17 protein-coding genes and 4 pseudogenes are annotated in these 18,582 nt (G+C 35.6%); 9 read left to right on the top strand and 12 right to left on the bottom strand.

Features of this window, described 5'->3' with window-relative positions; translation table 11 throughout:
- Window positions 1–231 precede the first annotated feature (231 nt).
- The 6 genes and pseudogenes from tnpC to ACQKMV_RS12815 all read right to left on the bottom strand — a co-directional run bounded on the left by tnpC (window position 232) and on the right by ACQKMV_RS12815 (window position 5,413).
- Window positions 232–1,741 (bottom strand): annotated as a pseudogene (tnpC, locus tag ACQKMV_RS12840) (IS66 family transposase).
- Between the two features lie 62 nt (window positions 1,742–1,803).
- Window positions 1,804–2,157, bottom strand: a complete 354-nt coding sequence (gene tnpB, locus ACQKMV_RS12835; RefSeq protein WP_427504361.1) for an IS66 family insertion sequence element accessory protein TnpB — start codon at window positions 2,155–2,157, stop codon at window positions 1,804–1,806.
- On the bottom strand, window positions 2,154–2,348 hold the full coding sequence (locus ACQKMV_RS12830) for a hypothetical protein (RefSeq protein WP_427504360.1): 195 nt from the start codon (window positions 2,346–2,348) through the stop codon (window positions 2,154–2,156). The genes tnpB and ACQKMV_RS12830 overlap by 4 nt, the downstream gene beginning before the upstream one ends.
- 211 nt (window positions 2,349–2,559) lie before the next feature.
- Window positions 2,560–3,038 (bottom strand): annotated as a pseudogene (locus ACQKMV_RS12825) (transposase); the annotation flags it as partial.
- A 229-nt stretch (window positions 3,039–3,267) separates the two neighbouring features.
- On the bottom strand, window positions 3,268–4,902 hold the full coding sequence (locus tag ACQKMV_RS12820; RefSeq protein ID WP_427504359.1) for a GIY-YIG nuclease family protein: 1,635 nt from the start codon (window positions 4,900–4,902) through the stop codon (window positions 3,268–3,270).
- A gap of 151 nt (window positions 4,903–5,053) precedes the next feature.
- Window positions 5,054–5,413 carry a helix-turn-helix domain-containing protein gene (locus tag ACQKMV_RS12815; protein WP_427504357.1) on the bottom strand — a complete coding sequence of 120 codons (360 nt, stop codon included), beginning with the start codon at window positions 5,411–5,413 and terminating at the stop codon, window positions 5,054–5,056.
- A gap of 655 nt (window positions 5,414–6,068) precedes the next feature.
- Here ACQKMV_RS12815 and ACQKMV_RS12810 point away from each other — a divergent pair.
- From ACQKMV_RS12810 to ACQKMV_RS12780, 7 genes and pseudogenes are all read left to right on the top strand, one after another.
- Window positions 6,069–7,046, top strand: coding sequence for a transglutaminase domain-containing protein (locus ACQKMV_RS12810; RefSeq protein WP_427504355.1), 978 nt, complete (start codon window positions 6,069–6,071; stop codon window positions 7,044–7,046).
- A 390-nt stretch (window positions 7,047–7,436) separates the two neighbouring features.
- Window positions 7,437–7,868: a BrxA/BrxB family bacilliredoxin gene (locus tag ACQKMV_RS12805; RefSeq protein WP_427504354.1), complete on the top strand. Its 432-nt coding sequence runs from the start codon at window positions 7,437–7,439 to the stop codon at window positions 7,866–7,868.
- The gene (locus ACQKMV_RS12800) at window positions 7,856–8,644 is read left to right on the top strand and encodes a class I SAM-dependent methyltransferase (protein WP_427504353.1); all 789 of its coding nucleotides are present in this window, start codon (window positions 7,856–7,858) and stop codon (window positions 8,642–8,644) included. Before ACQKMV_RS12805 ends, ACQKMV_RS12800 begins: the two co-directional genes overlap by 13 nt.
- A 374-nt stretch (window positions 8,645–9,018) precedes the next feature.
- Window positions 9,019–9,534: a hypothetical protein gene (locus ACQKMV_RS12795; RefSeq protein WP_427504352.1), complete on the top strand. Its 516-nt coding sequence runs from the start codon at window positions 9,019–9,021 to the stop codon at window positions 9,532–9,534.
- Window positions 9,535–9,659: 125 nt separating this feature from the next.
- Window positions 9,660–10,421, top strand: a pseudogene (locus ACQKMV_RS12790) (ANT(4')-I family aminoglycoside nucleotidyltransferase).
- A gap of 784 nt (window positions 10,422–11,205) precedes the next feature.
- Window positions 11,206–11,346, top strand: coding sequence for a hypothetical protein (locus ACQKMV_RS12785; protein ID WP_427504351.1), 141 nt, complete (start codon window positions 11,206–11,208; stop codon window positions 11,344–11,346).
- A complete protein-coding gene (locus ACQKMV_RS12780) occupies window positions 11,339–11,998 on the top strand; it encodes an AroM family protein (RefSeq protein ID WP_427504350.1) in 660 nt (219 codons plus the stop codon). The genes ACQKMV_RS12785 and ACQKMV_RS12780 overlap by 8 nt, the downstream gene beginning before the upstream one ends.
- A gap of 660 nt (window positions 11,999–12,658) precedes the next feature.
- On the opposite strand, the gene ACQKMV_RS12775 is transcribed toward ACQKMV_RS12780, so the two are convergent.
- Together ACQKMV_RS12775 and ACQKMV_RS12770 are read right to left on the bottom strand one after the other, a co-directional pair.
- A complete protein-coding gene (locus ACQKMV_RS12775) occupies window positions 12,659–13,285 on the bottom strand; it encodes a nitroreductase family protein (RefSeq protein WP_427504349.1) in 627 nt (208 codons plus the stop codon).
- Window positions 13,286–13,313: 28 nt separating this feature from the next.
- Window positions 13,314–13,718, bottom strand: a complete 405-nt coding sequence (locus ACQKMV_RS12770; RefSeq protein ID WP_427504348.1) for an Ohr family peroxiredoxin — start codon at window positions 13,716–13,718, stop codon at window positions 13,314–13,316.
- Between the two features lie 152 nt (window positions 13,719–13,870).
- Between ACQKMV_RS12770 and ACQKMV_RS12765 the strand changes: the two genes are divergently transcribed.
- Both ACQKMV_RS12765 and ACQKMV_RS12760 read left to right on the top strand, forming a co-directional pair.
- On the top strand, window positions 13,871–14,317 hold the full coding sequence (locus ACQKMV_RS12765) for a MarR family winged helix-turn-helix transcriptional regulator (protein ID WP_427504347.1): 447 nt from the start codon (window positions 13,871–13,873) through the stop codon (window positions 14,315–14,317).
- 1,193 nt (window positions 14,318–15,510) lie between these two features.
- The gene (locus ACQKMV_RS12760) at window positions 15,511–16,110 is read left to right on the top strand and encodes a YpjP family protein (protein ID WP_427504346.1); all 600 of its coding nucleotides are present in this window, start codon (window positions 15,511–15,513) and stop codon (window positions 16,108–16,110) included.
- 605 nt (window positions 16,111–16,715) lie between these two features.
- On the opposite strand, the gene ACQKMV_RS12755 is transcribed toward ACQKMV_RS12760, so the two are convergent.
- The 4 genes and pseudogenes from ACQKMV_RS12755 to ACQKMV_RS12740 form a co-directional block, all read right to left on the bottom strand.
- Window positions 16,716–16,931, bottom strand: a complete 216-nt coding sequence (locus tag ACQKMV_RS12755) for a hypothetical protein (protein ID WP_427504344.1) — start codon at window positions 16,929–16,931, stop codon at window positions 16,716–16,718.
- A 303-nt stretch (window positions 16,932–17,234) separates the two neighbouring features.
- Window positions 17,235–17,568 (bottom strand): annotated as a pseudogene (locus ACQKMV_RS12750) (cupin domain-containing protein).
- Window positions 17,569–17,897: 329 nt separating this feature from the next.
- Complete coding sequence (locus ACQKMV_RS12745; protein ID WP_427504342.1) at window positions 17,898–18,095, bottom strand: hypothetical protein; 198 nt, start codon at window positions 18,093–18,095, stop codon at window positions 17,898–17,900.
- Window positions 18,096–18,331: 236 nt separating this feature from the next.
- On the bottom strand, window positions 18,332–18,532 hold the full coding sequence (locus ACQKMV_RS12740; protein ID WP_387081661.1) for a hypothetical protein: 201 nt from the start codon (window positions 18,530–18,532) through the stop codon (window positions 18,332–18,334).
- Window positions 18,533–18,582: the final 50 nt, after the last annotated feature.

Raw genomic sequence — 18,582 nt, 5'->3', positions numbered from 1 at the left:
GAATTTGAATTCATTCAAATTCGGATTTCTCTATTTTTTATGTTGTCTCCAGATAGCTCTTAGCTAATGGCTGTGAATTTTCTTAAATTCAGTAAGCCCGAAATATAAAAAAAGCACACCCTCTCGGTACACACGACGAATGGCCATCTATCCTAATTTTTTTCGGATAGATGGCTAGTTTGAACATGTGGCTTGGATTTTTTTCGACCAAGGCATGTAATTATTTAAAATCTATGGCTGCTGATGAATCGGTAAATTTGGCAATTCTGTCATTAACGTCACTAGGTATTGATAGAAATCGATGCCGTTTCAGCCAAACTTAAACAGATCGCATTTGCTTTAGCGCCTGCTTCCCTAACAGAGAAAAGCCAGTTCTTACGATGATCACATTAGGGCGAATCGCATTTTCAGCCGGGTTATTATCGATTTCAATCCTACCGTCGAACAGAAACGCTTTTAATCCGTGGGTACGATTTAATGTGTATTCCGCAGCTTTGGCTAAGGCATTTTTTCCGAAGAAAGGCGATTCATCCACCCATTTCAAGAATTTCTCTACAATCGGCTTTGAATGTTTTTGCCGTGATTTTCGGCGTTTACCTGGTGAAAGATACTTGAATTGACGTTCTAGGTGATACAGTTGATCACAGTAATCTACGCCAATTTGCCCGTTTTTGCTATCGGCTTTCAGCCAATAACGTCTTACATGCGCCCAACAATTGGCGAACGTGACTTCAGGTAGATTACCGTATGCCGAATAACCATCACAAATTATGGTTCCTTTAAAGCCTTCTGTAAATTCTTCTAGTACAGAACGACTTCTCGATAATGCACTTTGAAAAAGAACGATGATCGGTCCTTGACTTGGCACGCTTCGGAACACCTAATTATAGGCGTTCGATTGACCGGATTTTCCGTCTGAACGTTTGATTATTTGCGCATAGGTTTCATCTACATGCAGAACAGATTTTGCTGTTAATATCTGCTTCATCTGTTCATAAACCGGTAGAAGCCAATCTTCTGCTGCACGGATCACCCAGTTTGATAAGTTCTTATCATTCGTAAGCAGGCCATATCGTTCCCACTCCTTTACCTGACGGTAAAGAGGCAAGTATTGGATGAACTTATCATAGATGAGTTTTGCTAGAACGGTAGGTCCCGCAATGCTTCGCTGAATGGCAGCTTGTGGGGCTTTCCCACGTTTCATTTGTGCTTTTTGTGTGGCATCCATTTTACAGTGCTTGCACTCGTAGGCATGTTCAATATGCTGGATGCGCATCATTTTTGCCGGAATGAATTTTGCTTCTTCACGCGCAATAGTTGTACCGGCTTCAGTCATTTGGCCAAGGCAACATTCGCATTGTGTATTGGTGGGATGGTGGTGAATTTCTTCTATTTCAGTCCCATCACGAAAAGAATCATTCCGTTTTTTCTTATGTAGTTTACGGACAACGGTATAAGTAACAGTTGGCGTGCTTTGTTCTTCTGTCTGCTCAGAATCGTTAAAAGACGGATCATCTTCAAATAAAGAACCTTGTCCATCCGGTGCTTGATACTTTGATTTTTCTGATTTTGAACCATATAAAGCCTTGGTTAATTGATGAACCTGTTCAGTTAATGCTTCAATTCGTTTCAGTAAGTCTTTATTTTGTTTAGATAAATTTCCATTTTGTTGTTTCATATATGTTAATTGTTCTTCAAGAAGTTGAATAACTTTTTCAGTTGTAATAGAAGCGTTTTCCAAATCATTCACCACATTTCGTTTAGTATAAGTTGTGGATGATTATACCATCTTAATGAAGGAATTTAAAAGACACCTTTTGCGGATTTCGCAATCGCTTTTGGTTGCTGGAGAGATAAACCTTCCAATAGCCAGCGAAGTTCCTGTTGTGTTAAGTTTCGAACTTCATTTTCATCCTTTGGCCATTGTAGCTTCCCGTTATCTAATGGTTTATAAAGCATGGCGAAGCCATCCCCATCAAAATACAAACATTTATAACGATCTTTGCTCGTTCCAGAAAATAAGAAGATGGAATCGCTATAGGGATCGAGTTCATAAGAATCCTGAATGAGCGTTGCGAGACCGTCGATTCCTTTACGCATATCAGTCTTGCCACAAATAATATAGATATTTTTTACGCTCGTAAAATCATGCTTCATCGATTATTCAACTCCTTCATAATCGTTTGAATGATGTGCTCATCTACGCCGTTGAAGAAGGAGATTTCTGCGGTAGCTGTTTTAATGACGCAGCTTGTGCAATCGGAATATTGAGGTGAATGATTAGAAGAAAATTCGTCAGTGATAGGATGGAGTGTCACAGGGACAATTGTTAGTTTGGTAGTTAACATAAAGAAGCACCTCCTTCATTTGATACGTCTATCGTACCGGAGGTGCCTAGTTGTTTATATGCGTTATTTGATTACGGGCTTACTAAATTCACGGCCATTAGGTCTTCTAATGCTAATTCCTTTTCATTTTCCCGTTCAATTTCTGGCATGATTTCTTTTTCAAGCAGCTCATCGTATAGCTGGTTTGACTTTTCAATTAGTCCGCTATGATATTTCTCAATCGACTTTTTCCACACGAATGTAAATTTGTTCGCATTCGCTTCAATCTTTGTTCCATCAATAAAAATAGCTTCCTGGTTAATTAATTCTTCCTGTACCAGCTGGCAGCGGAATTGAACGAAGCATTGACGAATCAACTCTTTCACCTCTTGTTGGACACGGAATCGGTTGATTGTGCGGGTAGGTTGGTTCATGCCCTTGAGCTAACCACATCATCCGAAGACAATCTTTTAAAAGCGCTTCAATTTTGCGCCCTGAGAAGAAAGATTGCGTGTAGGCACACAAGATAATTTTAAGCATCATGCGTGGATGGTAGGCAGGACAGCCCTCATTTCGAAGGAATGTTTCAAATGCTTCGGGCGGGATACTTTCGACTAAATAGTGGACATGGTAGGCAATATCATTCTTTTGTAACTTCACTTCTAAATCTAAAGGCAAAACTAATTGATTCATGTTATAATCTTTAAACATAAGGATCCTTCTTTCTGTATAATTTTGTTGTGGTGACTTAATTTTATCAGAAGTGGTTCTTATTTTTTTATGAAAAAAAATTTAAAGCCGGTGAAATTTTACTGATCGTAAAATTTCACCGGCTTTTAGTTTAGAGATGGGTTTTGTCCCAGCCTCAATTTTTCTTGTTTTTAAAAATTTCAGTAATTCGTAGTAATAAAGAACATGCCTATGAAAAAGGTAATCTAAGTTATGCTATTTGTTCGCTTAATTGTTCCTTTTTTATCTCTAAACTGCGGTGAAATTCCTGGGCAACTAGTGTTGTGCGGAATTCCACAGTAGGGTCAATTGTTTCTACTAACGTTTGTAGGTCATTAATGTTTGTTTCGAAGAATTCTTTACGAAGGTTTACTTTATTTACCCTTTGTATGTTTAATTCTTCGTGTAGTTTACTTTCTAAATCCACTGCATTATCAGAAAATATCATTGCGTGGACATCGAAGCGGAATGGAACAGAAGCATCACCCAATTCATCTACTCTATCCATAGGGTTCATACGACGTGTCATGCCGATTTTGAAAATTCGATCACCGAATGATCCTAGATTTGAGATAACATAAACATAGCCAGCTTTCCCATTTGCGCGTTTTAAAATTTCTTCTTTTTCTTCTGTAACTTTCAATTGCTGAGCTTCTAGTTCAAGGATTCGTGCTTCAAGTGCAGAAATCTTTTCAGAGTCAGTTTCAGTTAAAAGTAATTCACGATTTCTATTCATTTCGACAAGATATTTAGCTTCTTCTTGCTCTAGTTTTTTCTTTTGAGCTTCTAATTCTTTACGTTCAGCAGCATCTTGGCGCATTTGCTCACGAATAATTCGTTGCTCTTCTTTTTCTTGTTCACGCTTAATATAGTAGTGATACTCTACTTCTATTGCCTCCAAGAAAATAGGTTCTATTTCTGTTAAGAATCTAGTTATAGTAGGTAAAATGGATTGATTCCCGTCTGCACAAATAGCTAGATACTTGCGAATGAGTTCTTTTACGGTTTCCTGAGCGCTTTCTAATTTGTCATAAGAAAGGGTGTAAAGGATATTTTGCAATTCAGCTTGGAGACCAATAACCATTAATTGATAGATAGAACGATTTGCCTTTGTTGTGTAGCGATCTACATATGCTTCTAATAGTTTATTTAATTCTTTTTTATTACGATTCATTTCTTTTCGTAGTTCTTTTGAGTTTTTATAGTGACAGTTTAGTTCTACTAGGTTGTATAGCATTGAATTTTCATCAAAATGATTCACAAGGGCAGTAACCTCAGACTCAAGTAAATTCATGTTAATAGCATCGGGGAAAGTATTTATCAGGTTTCTAATCCCTATAAACTCAGTTTTTAATTTTAATAATTTATTTTCATTTGTTTTTACATTCTTCAGTAGGGTAGTTTGCTCTTCGTTTAAAAGATCTTTTTCTTCAATATACTTTTGTAGATCTATCAAAGTCTGTGCAGACTTATCTGCAGCTTCCTTAATTATTTGAGATGCTTGAGTATTAGCATTTTCAATAACTTGAGATGCTTGGGATTGATATTCAAGACGGATTTCCTCTTTATATTCTCGCTCGAGTTTTATTAAGAAATTATCTTTCTCTTCTATTTGAGCTTCCATTTCGGTGAGTTTGACCTTTTGGCTATCAATGAGTTGATCAAGCACATGTATTTCTGCAAACTTTAAATCGCCTTCAACTCTTTTTCTTTCATTTGAGCGCAGTATAAATCCTGCAATCGCAAATCCTAATGTAATAAATGCAGTAGCGTACGCTAAAACTAACATTAGAATAATAAACCACCATTGACTGTACCATTTATACTTTACTTTCTGTTTTGCCATTCCAATTGCCTCCTAGAAATATTGATTCTAACGACTTGCGTAAATAGAACTATATGAAGCATAAAAATAAAAAGTTATAGCAATGCTGAAGCTAGAAAATCCTATATTCAACCATAAACGATTACTGTTCTTTTTATTAAAAAAGCATGTCCTATTTTTTTTCGTTTTTAATAATCTCCCAAATATTACGAAGTTTACGTACAGCTTCTTCATCTGACTCAGGAAGCTCTTTGTAAAATACATTTAGTTCTGGATCGTTGGCGAAGGCTTGGAAAGCAGCTTCGTTTTCTTCTTGTGGTGTAAGTGCAGGGGTGTTTGTACGACCAAGAAGGTAGTCAAATGATACTCCAAAGAAGTCAGCGAGTTTCTCTAATGTATCAAAGTCAGGTTGTCTACTTCCCTGTTCATATGCTCCGTATGTAGCACGAGCAATACCCACTTTGTTCGCTACATCAGCTTGTAAAAGATATCTTTCTTTCCTTAAAGAAGTTAAGCGTGTGCTGAAATCCATGTATGTACCTCCTTCCTTAATTGGAATTATAACGCTATAATTTGTAGAATAAAACATTTTCTTCGAAATGAAGAATCGTTGTTGTTAAGCTACATAATGCAGAATGTATTTGAGGTAGCATCCACATGCCATTGCATATGATAGATAATTCCCTATGTATAACTTACTTATATCTAATAATTCTCTACGATTTTGGATTGGATAGTGCATTAAAATACTTGATAGGCAAGGCCGCACAATCCGGCTGAATAATAGTTATGACCAGCAAAACTAGTTTAGCCTAGCTGGTCTTGCTTCGATAAAGATTTATTATTTGGTATATAGTATAGATTTTATTTACTAAAAATCCATTTATTTAAATTAATCGGTAAATATTAATAAAAAAGGAAGTGTTTTTACCTAGAGTATTTTATAATAGGTAAAATTGGACAGCTACAAGGAAACAGACGACGCTGTTTACACTCACGAACAATTCCAAGTATGAAAGCACATTGCGAGAATTGACATCTGAAGAATTAGAAAAATACAACGAAAGAGTGTTGAAGATTGAAGAAAGCGGGGATGGTGGATGATTTTATTTTGAATCCTAGTGATACAAAGAAGATTATCAATTTGTTAGAAAAAGCAATTAACCAAGAAGGAAAGAGGGATTCAAATGGAAAAGAAATCAACATTAAAAGTTTTGGTAGCAGGTGCACTTTTAGCAACGGGTATGTTCGCCACTGTAGCCACAAGTGGAACAGCTCACGCAGAATGGCAATTAACGCCAGGAGGTAGTTGGATTTACAAGGAGTACATACCTAAAGCTAGTGAGTTCAAAACTTTAGCGGAAGTAAAGCAAGCGATGATCGCCTTGTACAACAGTCCTGAATTTGAACCTAAAGATGTAGTGGTTTACACTAACAAGGATTATAATAAGGAACTTTCTGAATATTCATTTTTCTTGAAAGATATCAGCCAAGATATTCCTGGTTATGCCGTTTATGGGAGAAGTGTTTCGAGTTATGCTGAAGAAATAAGTAAAGGTGTTTACAAAAACACTATATTTATCAGTAATCGACGTGACAAGGAAGACGAGGATGCTTGGTATAAAAAGATGGATAAGGCTGAGAAATACATTGTGGATAACTATAAATTAGAAACAGATTATGATGTTGTTTTCGCTGTAAACGATTTCGTAGGTAGTCAAATTTCTTACGGCAAGAAGATACCTAAGGATCATCCATACTTAGACACTTATGATTATAGTGTTTGTATGGGTTATACGAATTTAGCAGCATCTTTATATGTTAGATTTGGAATTGAGTCTAGAATCTTACCAGGAGTTAGTACACGTACTGGTGAGGGTCATGTATGGAATGCCGTGAAGGTTGGAGGGAAATGGTATCATTCTGATGCAACTTTTTATGATGGAGGAGATAAGAAAAATCCAAAATATCTTTTAATGACGGAGGCAGAAAGAGCTCAAAGTGAGATTGTGACGGATACAGTTTACACAAACACAGTCGACGGTATAACTACAGAGATACCACTCAAGATAGCATTCAAAGCCACAGACACAAAATTCGAAATGAGTATGATTAAACCATATAATTACGAAAAACAACACAAAACTATGAAAGCAAAGAAATAACATAAAGGTTGGTTTACTGAAATTTACAGGCTTTATATTACTCTAGGTTTGTAATTAAAAATATTTGTTGTTTTTTAGGGTAAGTGGTTAATTGAAGAGTTGGAGGACATAGAAAATCAAAAAAGCCCAGCTACTCAATTAATTGAGCCTGGGCTTTTCAATTTTTATGCTCAAAAATCCTAAAGCTGTTTACAAATCAATCCCATTTTTTGGGTGTGTAACGGCCCTAAATAAAACCACCATCCGTTACACAAAAAAGTCACCAAAATCACGAAAAAGTCACATTTCCCCCGAAAACGCATGAAATCGGGCAAAAGGCAAGTCTTTGTACATTCGTGAAAAACCTTGCTATAATAACCTTTGCGAATACATATGAAAGAGGGTAAAAGCATGAACGCTTACGATGAATATATGAAGCAGGTAGTGAAGCCGATGCGTGAGGAGTTAGTGGAGGCTGGATTTAAGGAACTTACGACTGCGGATGCGGTGAATGAGTTTATGGCGGAGGCGAAGGGGACTTCGTTGGTTGTGATTAATTCGGTTTGTGGTTGTGCGGCTGGGTTGGCGCGTCCGGCTGCTCGTGAGGCAGTGGAGGCGGTTAAGCCTGATAATCTTGTGACTGTTTTTGCGGGTCAGGATCCTGAAGCGACTGCTGCGATGCGTAGCTTTTTTGAGGATGTGCCACCAAGTTCACCTTCGATGGCGATTTTAAAGGATGGGGAATTGGCTTACTTCATTCCACGCGAGCAAATTGAAGGATTCCCTGTGGAGCAAATCGTTACACATTTAACAGGTGTTTTAGAGCAAACATGCGAGAAATAAAAACCATTGTTACGACAGCGGGCAGACCAGACGATTTATCGTTGGCGCTCGCTGCTTTTGCGTGTGAACAATTAGGTGCTTCTTTTGAACCAAGAAAAAAGCGTTCTGTTCGGAAGATCTCTCAGGAATTGCATGCACATGTGATCGTTGCTGGGAAAAATCGTTTTGAGTATTATGCTTTTGGAGCAAATGAGCCATTTTTCTTCCATCCGAATTCAGCAGCGTTTCGCTTAAAGCGTGTAGCTCGTGGGGAAGCGGAGCCGTTTTTAGAAGCGGCACAGCTTGAAAAAGGAGATTCGGTGCTTGATTGCACTCTTGGACTTGCTGCGGATGCTATGCTGGCGACGTATACAGTTGGTGAAGCGGGGCGAGTCGTTGGATTAGAAGCGAACCCGAATGTGGCATTTATTGTTGGGCAGGGGATGGAATCCTACGATACGACAGAGCTGCCGTTAACTGCATGTATGCGCCAAATTGAAGTGGTGCAGGCTGAAGCAGTTAGCTATTTGAAAACTTTGCCGGACAATACTTTTGATGTCGTGTACATGGATCCGATGTTTGAAGAGATTATTGAAGAAGCGAATAATTTTGAGGCATTACGCTTAGCTGGGGAACATGTGACATTAACGGATGAATGGGTAAGTGAGGCGAAACGAGTGGCGAGAAAACGGGTGGTGTTAAAGGCTCATTTTCGCTCTGAATGGTTTGCCAAATATCATTTTCAACAATTTGAAAGAACAACAGCGAAGTTTCATTATGGTGTTCTAAATGTGTAGAAATATTTTTAAGGGGCTTGTTCATTTTGGACTTGCCTCTATTTTTATTCAAAATTCCAAATATGGTAATATGAAACAGTGAAGGATGAAGGCTTTTGACAATTGTTCATAGAGATTAGATTCTTCTTTCATGCATCAGCTAAGAGAGTACTTATGATAATGAAGCGCCTTGTTTAGACGTATTTATTACGTTAGCTCGTTCAGTTAAACCTTCATCTTAGGGAAAACCGTTGATGGTAGATGGCTTATTTTTGAGGTTGGGGATGGGTAAGTATCAGGATTGCCTGAAAATGCTCTTGAGGTGGAGAAATTTTATTAATCTTTGAAATTGAAATTCTTTGAGCAATGAAAATCAAAATTTTAGGAGGATGTATATGAGCCAAATAGATGAAAAAATCGAGTTGTTTCTGAAAAATCCTTTAGTGGAAGAGGAAAGCTTTTGGGATAGTGAAGCATTAATTTGGGTTGATTGGAAAGATTTTGACGATTCTATTGTAGAATATTTTAACGAATACTTACTTGAAGAAGATAAAATAAAATTTGAACTCATTGAAAATAATAAGCCAAGGGGCGTTGATATTTTCTTAATAAAAGATGAGGTGAAGAAAGCAATCCCGTATGACGAAGAAAGGACCGATAGAGACACAACCTTGAAAGCTATTCAAAGCTTTATTGCACCAAAATATCAAATCCGTTGGTACATGGATTCACTTGGCGGAGATACTTTGGCTTTTTGTGTGCTGCCAACTGAAAAGTGGTTGCAGTTAGAGAAAGAATATGAGGAAGAAAAAGTTACATATTATTTTGCGCCTCTATCTCAAGATTCTGTGATGTTTGAATTGGATATGGACGAAGTTTTCGATTTGCTGGAGAAAAGAAAACGATTGTAGCAAAGGAGAATATCTATTAAAGAATGGTCATTTTGTACATGACGGCAGATAAAATTCCTCGTTAAGCTCGTGGTCCTCCGCTGCCAATTATAATCTCATAAAATTAATTAAAAGGAGAGACAAATATGATTGGTCCGAAGAAAGTAACGAGAGAAGAAAGAATGGAGATTGCTTATTCCATTGTAAATCAAGTTCTAGAAAGATATGGGTCAAAGGTTCAAGCAATCGGGGTATACGGTTCATTAGCACGAAAAACAGATGGACCTTTTTCAGATATAGAAATTAAATGTATTGTAAACTCTTTAGATGAAGGCTTTAGCTATGAATGGACTGCAGGGGATTGGAAGGCAGAAGTGAATTTTGACAGCGCAGAAGATATTATCGAAGAAGCGACTACCGTTGACGAAGAATGGCCACTGACGCATGGCCAATTTTTCAACATCCTACCTATTTAAGACCCGAATGATTTTTTTCCTGAACTAAAAGCAAAAGCCAGCTCAGTAGATTACTCGATATTTAAAGAAGCTATCTGTAGAACTTTAGTAGAAGAAATGTACGAGTATATTGGCAAATTGAAAAATATCGAAATACAAGGTCCTCAAACATTTTTACCGATTTTGGCGATGAAATTTGCTACAGCAGGTGCAATGATTTTAGGGTTACACAATAAACAATTTTTCACTACCTCTGCACAGGTATTGCCAGAAGCATTGTCATTTATAGATAAGCCTGAGGGATTTGATGTTCTATGTGAGATGGTGATGTCTGGTAATCTCTCAGATCCACAACAAATACTTGCTATCTGCGAGAACTATTGGGATTCTTTACTAAAATGGTCTGTTCAACATGGATATCATATTGAATGTTCAACCGTTATACCTTGGTAATTTAAATGAAATCTTTACTTTCTAAATACTATGTGCTATAATAGGAACCGTGCTATTTTAGGTGGCATATTTCCGTAATCTGGCATTCTGCTTTTGTTTTTGAAGATACTTATTCACACTGGCGCATGCTTTGGGGCTGCAAGGACGCAAAAGAAGGTTGGGTTTGCGTTGCTTAAGTTAGAGAGCACACAGTGGAATTTTACCGCGGTGAAGAAACATATACTGTTTCGAGATAATATTCCCCAGATGATTGGGTTGAGACTTTACAATTTACGAAAATGTTACCTATTAAATACTAAAGGGGTGGCTTCGCATGAGCGAGGCTGCCCCTTGTCCAATTTATCGAAAAAAAAGATGGGATGTTTTAGAAGCGACGGATAGAACCTTCAGATGTAGACAGGCTTTGATCTACTCTTTTTTTATGTAATGAATTCCTAGATATTGTAAAAATTATAGTTCTTTTGAATTTTTTATTACGATAAATGTTCTAATATACTTAAACTTATGTAACAATGTTCATTAATATCTTTTCTCTCAATTTGCTTTGTTTCAATGAAATCGGTTTTGTATATGGTGAAGAAGTGATCGTATTTTTTATAACAGGTAATACGTTGGATATTAGTGAAGTGACATGTATTCAATTAGAAGATATTAATTGATCAAAGTGGAAAAAAGGTCTTGTTGGATTTATATAATTCCGAATATTCTCATTTTAAATGATGGAAAAGAGTACTACCTAAAGTTGCTGAGCCAAAATTATATGGAAAACTGTGGAGGAATAAATATGGTGTTAAAACATTCATTATTGATTTTAGATGTATTGGATCATCCAAAAGTAAATGGTGAAAAAGTGGTACAACTATTTGAACGATATGAAGGTGTAGAAGCTTCCTATAAAACTTTAGGGGTGCCTACTAATGACTAAAGTTGGCTTTTTGACTATTGGACAATCACCTCGTTCAGACATTACACCAACTTTTAAAGAAATGTTTAATAAAAATATTGAAATTGTGGAAAGAGGGGCATTGGATGCCTTAAAAGAAGCGCAATTACTAACAGTTATTGCGAGAAAAGAAAAGAACATATGTGTTTCACGATTACGAGATGGCAGATCTATAATAATTAACAAAAGAAAGCTACTACCATTATTACAAAATGAATTATCAAAGCTAGAACAAGAGGTGGATATGGTCATGGTATTATCCACAGATGAATTTTCGGCTTTTACATGTGAAAAGCCCATTTTATATGCTCATCGAATCGTAACACAAACTATTGCTGCTATGGCCGATCAACCGAAGATAGGTTTAATTATCCCGCATGAAGAACAGAGGAAAAGCATGCTAAAAAAGTGGGAAAATATTTCGGATGAAATTACAGTTGCTATTGCCTCACCATATGATTATGGTAACTTTGAAGAAGCAGCACATTATCTTAAAAATTACCAAGTAGATTTAATTGTTTTGGATTGTATGGGATACAATGAAGAACATAAGGAGCTAGTTAGAAAAGAGAGTGGTATTTTAACAATTTTGCCACGTACTTTAGTGGCGAGAATTGTTCTTGAATACTTATAAATCAAAAATAAGAAGAATCATTCCGAAGTATAGATACTATGGATAAATAAGTCTACAGTCTTTTTCATTTTATAGGAATTTATTGGTGTAAACGCAAGATGCATGCGGTGATGATGGTAGCAAGATAATTTTTTGACTAGGCTGAAGGAACGGTGGGGGTTATAAATGAAATGAAAAGGAAAGAAAGCTAAGTTGTTAAACCCTACAACAGAAAACTTATTGAACAACAATGACAACTGCCTGTTTAGTTGGGTTGTATATTACAATGCAGCAAGCAATGACCAGCAAAACCAATATTACTAGTAGAAGTATTTTGTTTCTTATGTACTATCTTTGATTTAGGTTCAAAAACGACTGGAAACTCATTATTATTTTATTCTCTTGGCGTTCAATTTTAAACAGGATGCAAAATCTATTTAGTAAGTTTTTTTGTGTATTTTAAAATTCTTTCGTTATTTATCAATTATTTAAGCAAAGACCAGGACTCATTTTTAAAATGAGTACCTAGTCTTTTTTTGTTTAAACATCTATAATTCCTTTCAGACCTTTTCTGCTGGATGCTTGTCCATGCTTTCCTCACTGCTCTGTTCTATTTATAAAAAAGCAATTCCAAATGTATTCTAGGACATTACCAAATAATCCGCTCGTACAACCGAAGAATTATTTGTTGAAGCGTACAAGGCGCTCAATTGGAAGACGTGAAGAACCATACGCTGGTCCAGCTGCCTCGCCAATCGCTAGTAATAAAATAGGCACTTCGTTCGGTGGTAATTCCATATATTCAGCAAATTTTGATTTGTCGAAGCCACCCATAGCGACTGTATCATAGCCCATTTCCTTCGCTAATAGCATAATTTGCATTGAAATTAAGCCTGCGTCAAAGTGAACGATATTTAGTAGCGCCTCTTTTGGAATCGCACCATACATTGCTAGAGAGTCCTGAGCAAGCTTACTTGCAATTTCTTCAGGCATATAGCCTAGCTCAACGTTTTTTGCATAAATTTCCTCTGCATTTAGATACATTTCTGCATCTCCAACGACAGCGATAATGGCAGATGCTGTTTCGATTTGTTCTTGATTAAACGAAAAAATATTAATGTTCTTTTGGATTTCTTTATCATCGATGACGATAAAGCGCCATGGCTGCAAATTACTTGAAGATGGTGCTGAAGTTGCATCTTGTAACAGTTGCATAATCGTTTCACGAGAAATCGTTGTGTTAGCATTGTATTTACGAACCGATTTACGCTCGTGCATAATTTGTTTTACTGGTGTAGTTGTTGTCATTTTATTTCCCTCTTTTTCTAGATATTAATTAAATCGCTTTAATTGTTACGTTGATATTGCCCATTGTTGCTTTTGAATATGGACAAACGGTATGTGTAATCTCTAATAATTGTTGTGCTTCTTCAATTGATAAGCCTTCAATATGTCCTTCAATGTCAACAGCAAGCACGTAGTCAAATGCAGCTTTCTCTATTAATTTAACTGTTGCTTTAATTGTTGATGCCCCTTGAATTTTCTTTTGGCGTTTAATTAAATCTAACGCGCTATTAAAGCAAGCGCTATAACCTGCTGCAAATAGTTGTTCTGGGTTTGTAACATCCGCTAATTTCGAGCCAGGTGGTGCAATATTTAATGATAACGATTGATCCTCTGCATACGATTTACCATTACGGCCACCGTCATTAATCATGGTTGTTGTATATAATACTTTCATTAGATAAAACTCCTTGTCTGCGGCACTATTCGATTAGATTGTGCACAATTTAATTTTGCAAAATCGATTGTACACAATTTAATTGTGTTTGACAAGTAGAAACTTTATTTTTAATATTAAAAGTATCAAAAGTACTTAAAGAGGGGATTACTATGCCGATTCATTTAGATAATCAACTTTGCTTTTTATTGTATGCGACTTCAAAGGAAACCATTCGACAATATACGACGCTATTAAAACCATACGATTTAACTTATACAGGTTATATCGCCATACTAGCTCTTGAGGACGATGAGCAAATTACGGTGAAGGAATTGGGGCAACGTTTATTTTTAGACTCTGGTACATTAACACCTGTATTAAAAAAGTTAGAGGTAAAAGGTTACGTCCGTCGTGATCGTTCCAAGGAAGACGAACGACAAATGCAAATCTATTTAACAAAAGCAGGAATTGAAGTACGCCAAAAGTTACCTGAAGTGTCACGTCAAGTAATGAAGCAATTGAATATTACAGAGCAGCAGTATAGGCAGCTGAGAAACGTCCTTCAAGATATCTTACAAAACGACTTGCCAATTAATGATGAAAAACTGGGGAAATAAGCTAAACATTTATGCAAACGAAAATCTATTACGATTTATAAAAAGAGGCTGAGATAAAAGTGTTTCAGCAAACAAAAATACCGAACTATCCAATGAAACGCTCATGAAGTGTTTCGGAATAGTTCGGTTTTTCTATTTATCATGTTTTGTTAATTTAGAGATTATTCGGCTTTATGAAGGAACCATTTAGTTATGTCCCAGCCCTAATGTAAAAGCTCCATTTTGAAGAAAGATTGATCAATATATGCTTTTTGTATGTTTTCTCATATCAAGGATAAAATCGTTAATTTAATCAACTTTATTATATAGCTAAATTAAAGAGAGGCTGAAATTTCGCCCTCCCGTTGAAGGACTTTGCTAATGTACAGCTCCTTGAAAGGATCAATACGATTTCACCAGTCCTTTTAGGTGACAACTCTGCAATTTGTGTATTAGCTTATCAATGAAAGAATGCTGAACTTTCAGCACAGCTATGTTTCACCAATTTGAAAGTTTCGAAGTCGTTAGCTAGAAAGTATCCACGCGATGAAGTATTAGAATGCATAAAAAATTGATCGTTTTTAGGCGACTGGAGGGCTAATGGAAGTAGTTTGATATCAAATGATAGCGTAAATACTAACATTGACTCTTATTTAGCGTAAGGAAGAACTCCAAATAAAAAAGATTGAAGCGGTAGCCCCAATCTTTTTTACACACATATTCCTGTACACACGCCGCATATTTTAATTTGCTCCAATTAGCCCCACAGTTGCTCCATAGCAGAGCCCCGATTAGCCCCAATTTAGAGCATTATTTTACATTAAATGAAATTCTAAGATAATAGCTAAACCTTGATAACACGGCATTATACATACGAATCGTGATTAGTATGCATTTTGACTAAATTAGTCCGTGAAGCATAAAGATGATAAGTAACCTAACATTAATAAAAGACCAATACCCATTACGATTTCCATGTTTTGTACCTCCTTTTAAAAAAACGACACATTTATCCCGCATACTGCCAGCGAATGCCCGATTGGTTCGGAGCAACAGGATGATGGTCCTACAAGTGTTTTCACAGGATGTGAAGTTTTTACTTTATACATAAATATTGTACAATGAATTATAGAAATATGAAACCTTTTATGGGCTTGTGCGTATATATAAGTAGTAGAATTACCAATTTGTACATAAAGAGAAGGTGTTAATTAATGAAGAAATGGGTTCAAAAAAGTATCGTCATAATGGTTGCGTTTTTAACATTTGGATTAATTACGCCAACACATGAGATATGGGAAGCATTTGATCAAAATCCATCAAATCGAGCTTCTATCGGACCATCAGCTGGGACAAGCACTGCAGAGGAGACTGCACTTCCGATAGAACAAACAGTTATACAAGAAGACCCGATTGACTATAGTTCGTTGCTTGTTGATGCGGCGAAAGAGCAATCCTACAAAAAATTTGGCACAAAAATCGGCCCAAAAATTAGCAATGAGTTTGACTCTATTATTTTCCCGAAAATGGAGGAAGCCATTGCGATGACAGTAGAAGGTTTAGACGATACGTCCTTAGCATCGTTAACAATTTCAGAAAAGCCAAGTGGTAACTATGGCGAGAAAATTTTTAATATTAGTAGCAATGAATCAGGCAAGGATTTAATACGATTCCATGTCCGCACAGAAAAAAGACCACAGGAAGGCTATTATTACAACTTCCATTACCACAGTGCCGAAGACGACTTTATGGCACATAATAATTTAGGGGATATTTATTGGGAGAAAAACACACCTCCGAAATGGTTATCCTAAATCACGAAACACTCGTTTAAAATGCGAGTGTTTTTTTTATTGAAAAACATTGATAAATCAACGTCTGTGGTTCGTATCTTAGTTGTTGTATAAAGAAGCTAATATAATAGGGGAGAGGAGAAAAAAGTATGTACCCCAAATTGTACCCCAATTTCATCATTTTTATATTTCTTCAGATTCTTCAAATGAACTCAAATTGATAATTTCATCCATATGGTTAGATGCGTGTACTTCATCTTTTTCAATTGAGTGTGCCATAAACTTTATAAATTGTTTCAGGAGTACCACCAACTAAAGCTGCAACTGTAGATACAGGTATTTAATTTGATAACTGAATCGTCACGAATGTGTGCCGTAAGTAGTGAGGTGTAAAGTGAGTTATCTTTTCTCGATCGCATATTAAATCAATGATCAGATTCAGAGATTTAAACAATCGAAAGAAATTGTTCAGTAATGATGATAAATAAATGGAAAGACTCCATTTAAAAAAAGATTGATTAAAATGGAGTTAACATTTCTAACAAAGTATGAGATTTTTTTAAAAGTTTGATCAATTAAATGAACCTTATTCAACTAAATCGACCGTTAAATTTAAGTAATTAAATTTATAATGGAACATTAGATAGACTTTCATTTTGTTTCTTTTTCTTACTTACTATACAGCCGATACAGCCAACAATAAATATAAGAACTGCGATTATTTCAAGTGGCACGAATAAAGTCAGAAATCCTATTCCTGCAAATCCATCTTTTGTTATGTCTGTATAAATGAATGAACCAGCAACTGTGAATATAGGTGTAAAAAATATCGCTAAGTACATGCCCCATATCAAAAAATTAAGTGACCAAGAACGTTTAAAAGTAAGAATGAAAGCTATTATAAAAAAAATTATAAGCACTGCAGATAATGTAGTGATAATTTGAATCACGCTCCTTTAGTTTTCTATTTTTTTATAAGTTTAGTTTAATTCTTTTTCTTCACAACTTTCAAATTAATATTAACATAAATATCCAGCGTTGATTTGCAAATAATCTTTTTTTACAAAACTACAACTGAACAATATGAGTATTTTGAGAAGTATTCATAATTATAAAATTGTAAAAAAGCGCCAATTAACTGGCGCTTAAGATTTTCCTTTAATATCGTTTTCTTTTGTTTCAAAGCATAGATTTACTGTTCTTCCAGTTGAACGTGTTCTATGTTGGGTGAAAGCTGGTACTTTAAATATTTCACCTGGAAGTAAAGAAATAGTTTCGTTATTTTTCTAAATCAATAAATAACTCTCCTTCAAGAACTATAAATAATTCATCTGTGTCATGTTCATGCCAATGATACTCACCGTCTATAACAGCTATTCTTACAACATGATCATTTACTTCAGAGACTATAAAATTTGTGTACTCTGAGATATCAGAAACTGTTTGTAGTAGATTCATTTTTTCAAAAATTGGATTCATTTAATTAACTCCTATCAATAATGGTCATTATTGGAATTTTACTAGGACAGTATTAAAAACACAATAATAATATCCTAAGGTTTTTCTCATGGAGGCACGTTATGGGCTTTGAATTGTGACTTCAATTGATTTTATTCGTAATGGTGGGCGTGCAAACGCTGGTCACGGTTACGCAGGATATATAGCGAGTAATGGGGTTATGATATTCAATCTCATTGTGATCGGGAAGACATTGAATATGCGAAAGAAAATGTTCAGTAAGGGGAACGTTGGACAGGAAAAAAACAGACTGTCCATAGACAGCCTATTTAATAAATTTATCTAGTTTTTTACATTTCTTCATTAGATTCTTTAGCAAATGGTGTTAATAAAATCCCTGCTAAAAACAAGATGTAACCTGTCCATTTTATCCATCTATAATATTGATGGTCACTTAAAAAGTAAAATGAAGTAAGGATAATAGTAATACCGATAATAATAATACCGATAGCAATCATCCACTTTAAAGCAATCGGAATTTTTGACATTCTTAGGTCCCCTTTTTATGTATATTTTTTGGAAATGATATTATATATCCAAATGTACCATATAAAGGGTTTACTGTAAAAAGTATATACTGTTAATTGTTTTTTAATATACCATCCAAAATTTATAGGTAGTTAATATTTAACATTAGTTCTCGACGCTACATCAAACTAATGAACAATATGAGCAAAGAAACTATAAAGGGTCACTAGGATGGAAGTGACCCTAAACAGAAATATTATTTGAATTTTTTAGGGTTATCAACTTTGATTGAAGCAACCTCTCCACAGTTTTTACAAAAAGTCATAAGAAATGGTGACCCGAATGCCATTATTGATCCTATTGGTCTTATATTACCATGACTACTATTACCACCAACTTGTCCAGTTGTAAATGAATCACTACCACAAGCCTTACAAACTAATTTATCGCTTTCCATATTATCACCTCGTTATGTATTTTCTGTAAATTGTATCATAAAAAAGCCGC

Source organism: Lysinibacillus sp. NPDC094403 (assembly GCF_050278745.1).
GTDB lineage: Bacteria > Bacillota > Bacilli > Bacillales_A > Planococcaceae > Lysinibacillus.
This window is presented reverse-complemented; position numbering and strand designations above follow the sequence as displayed.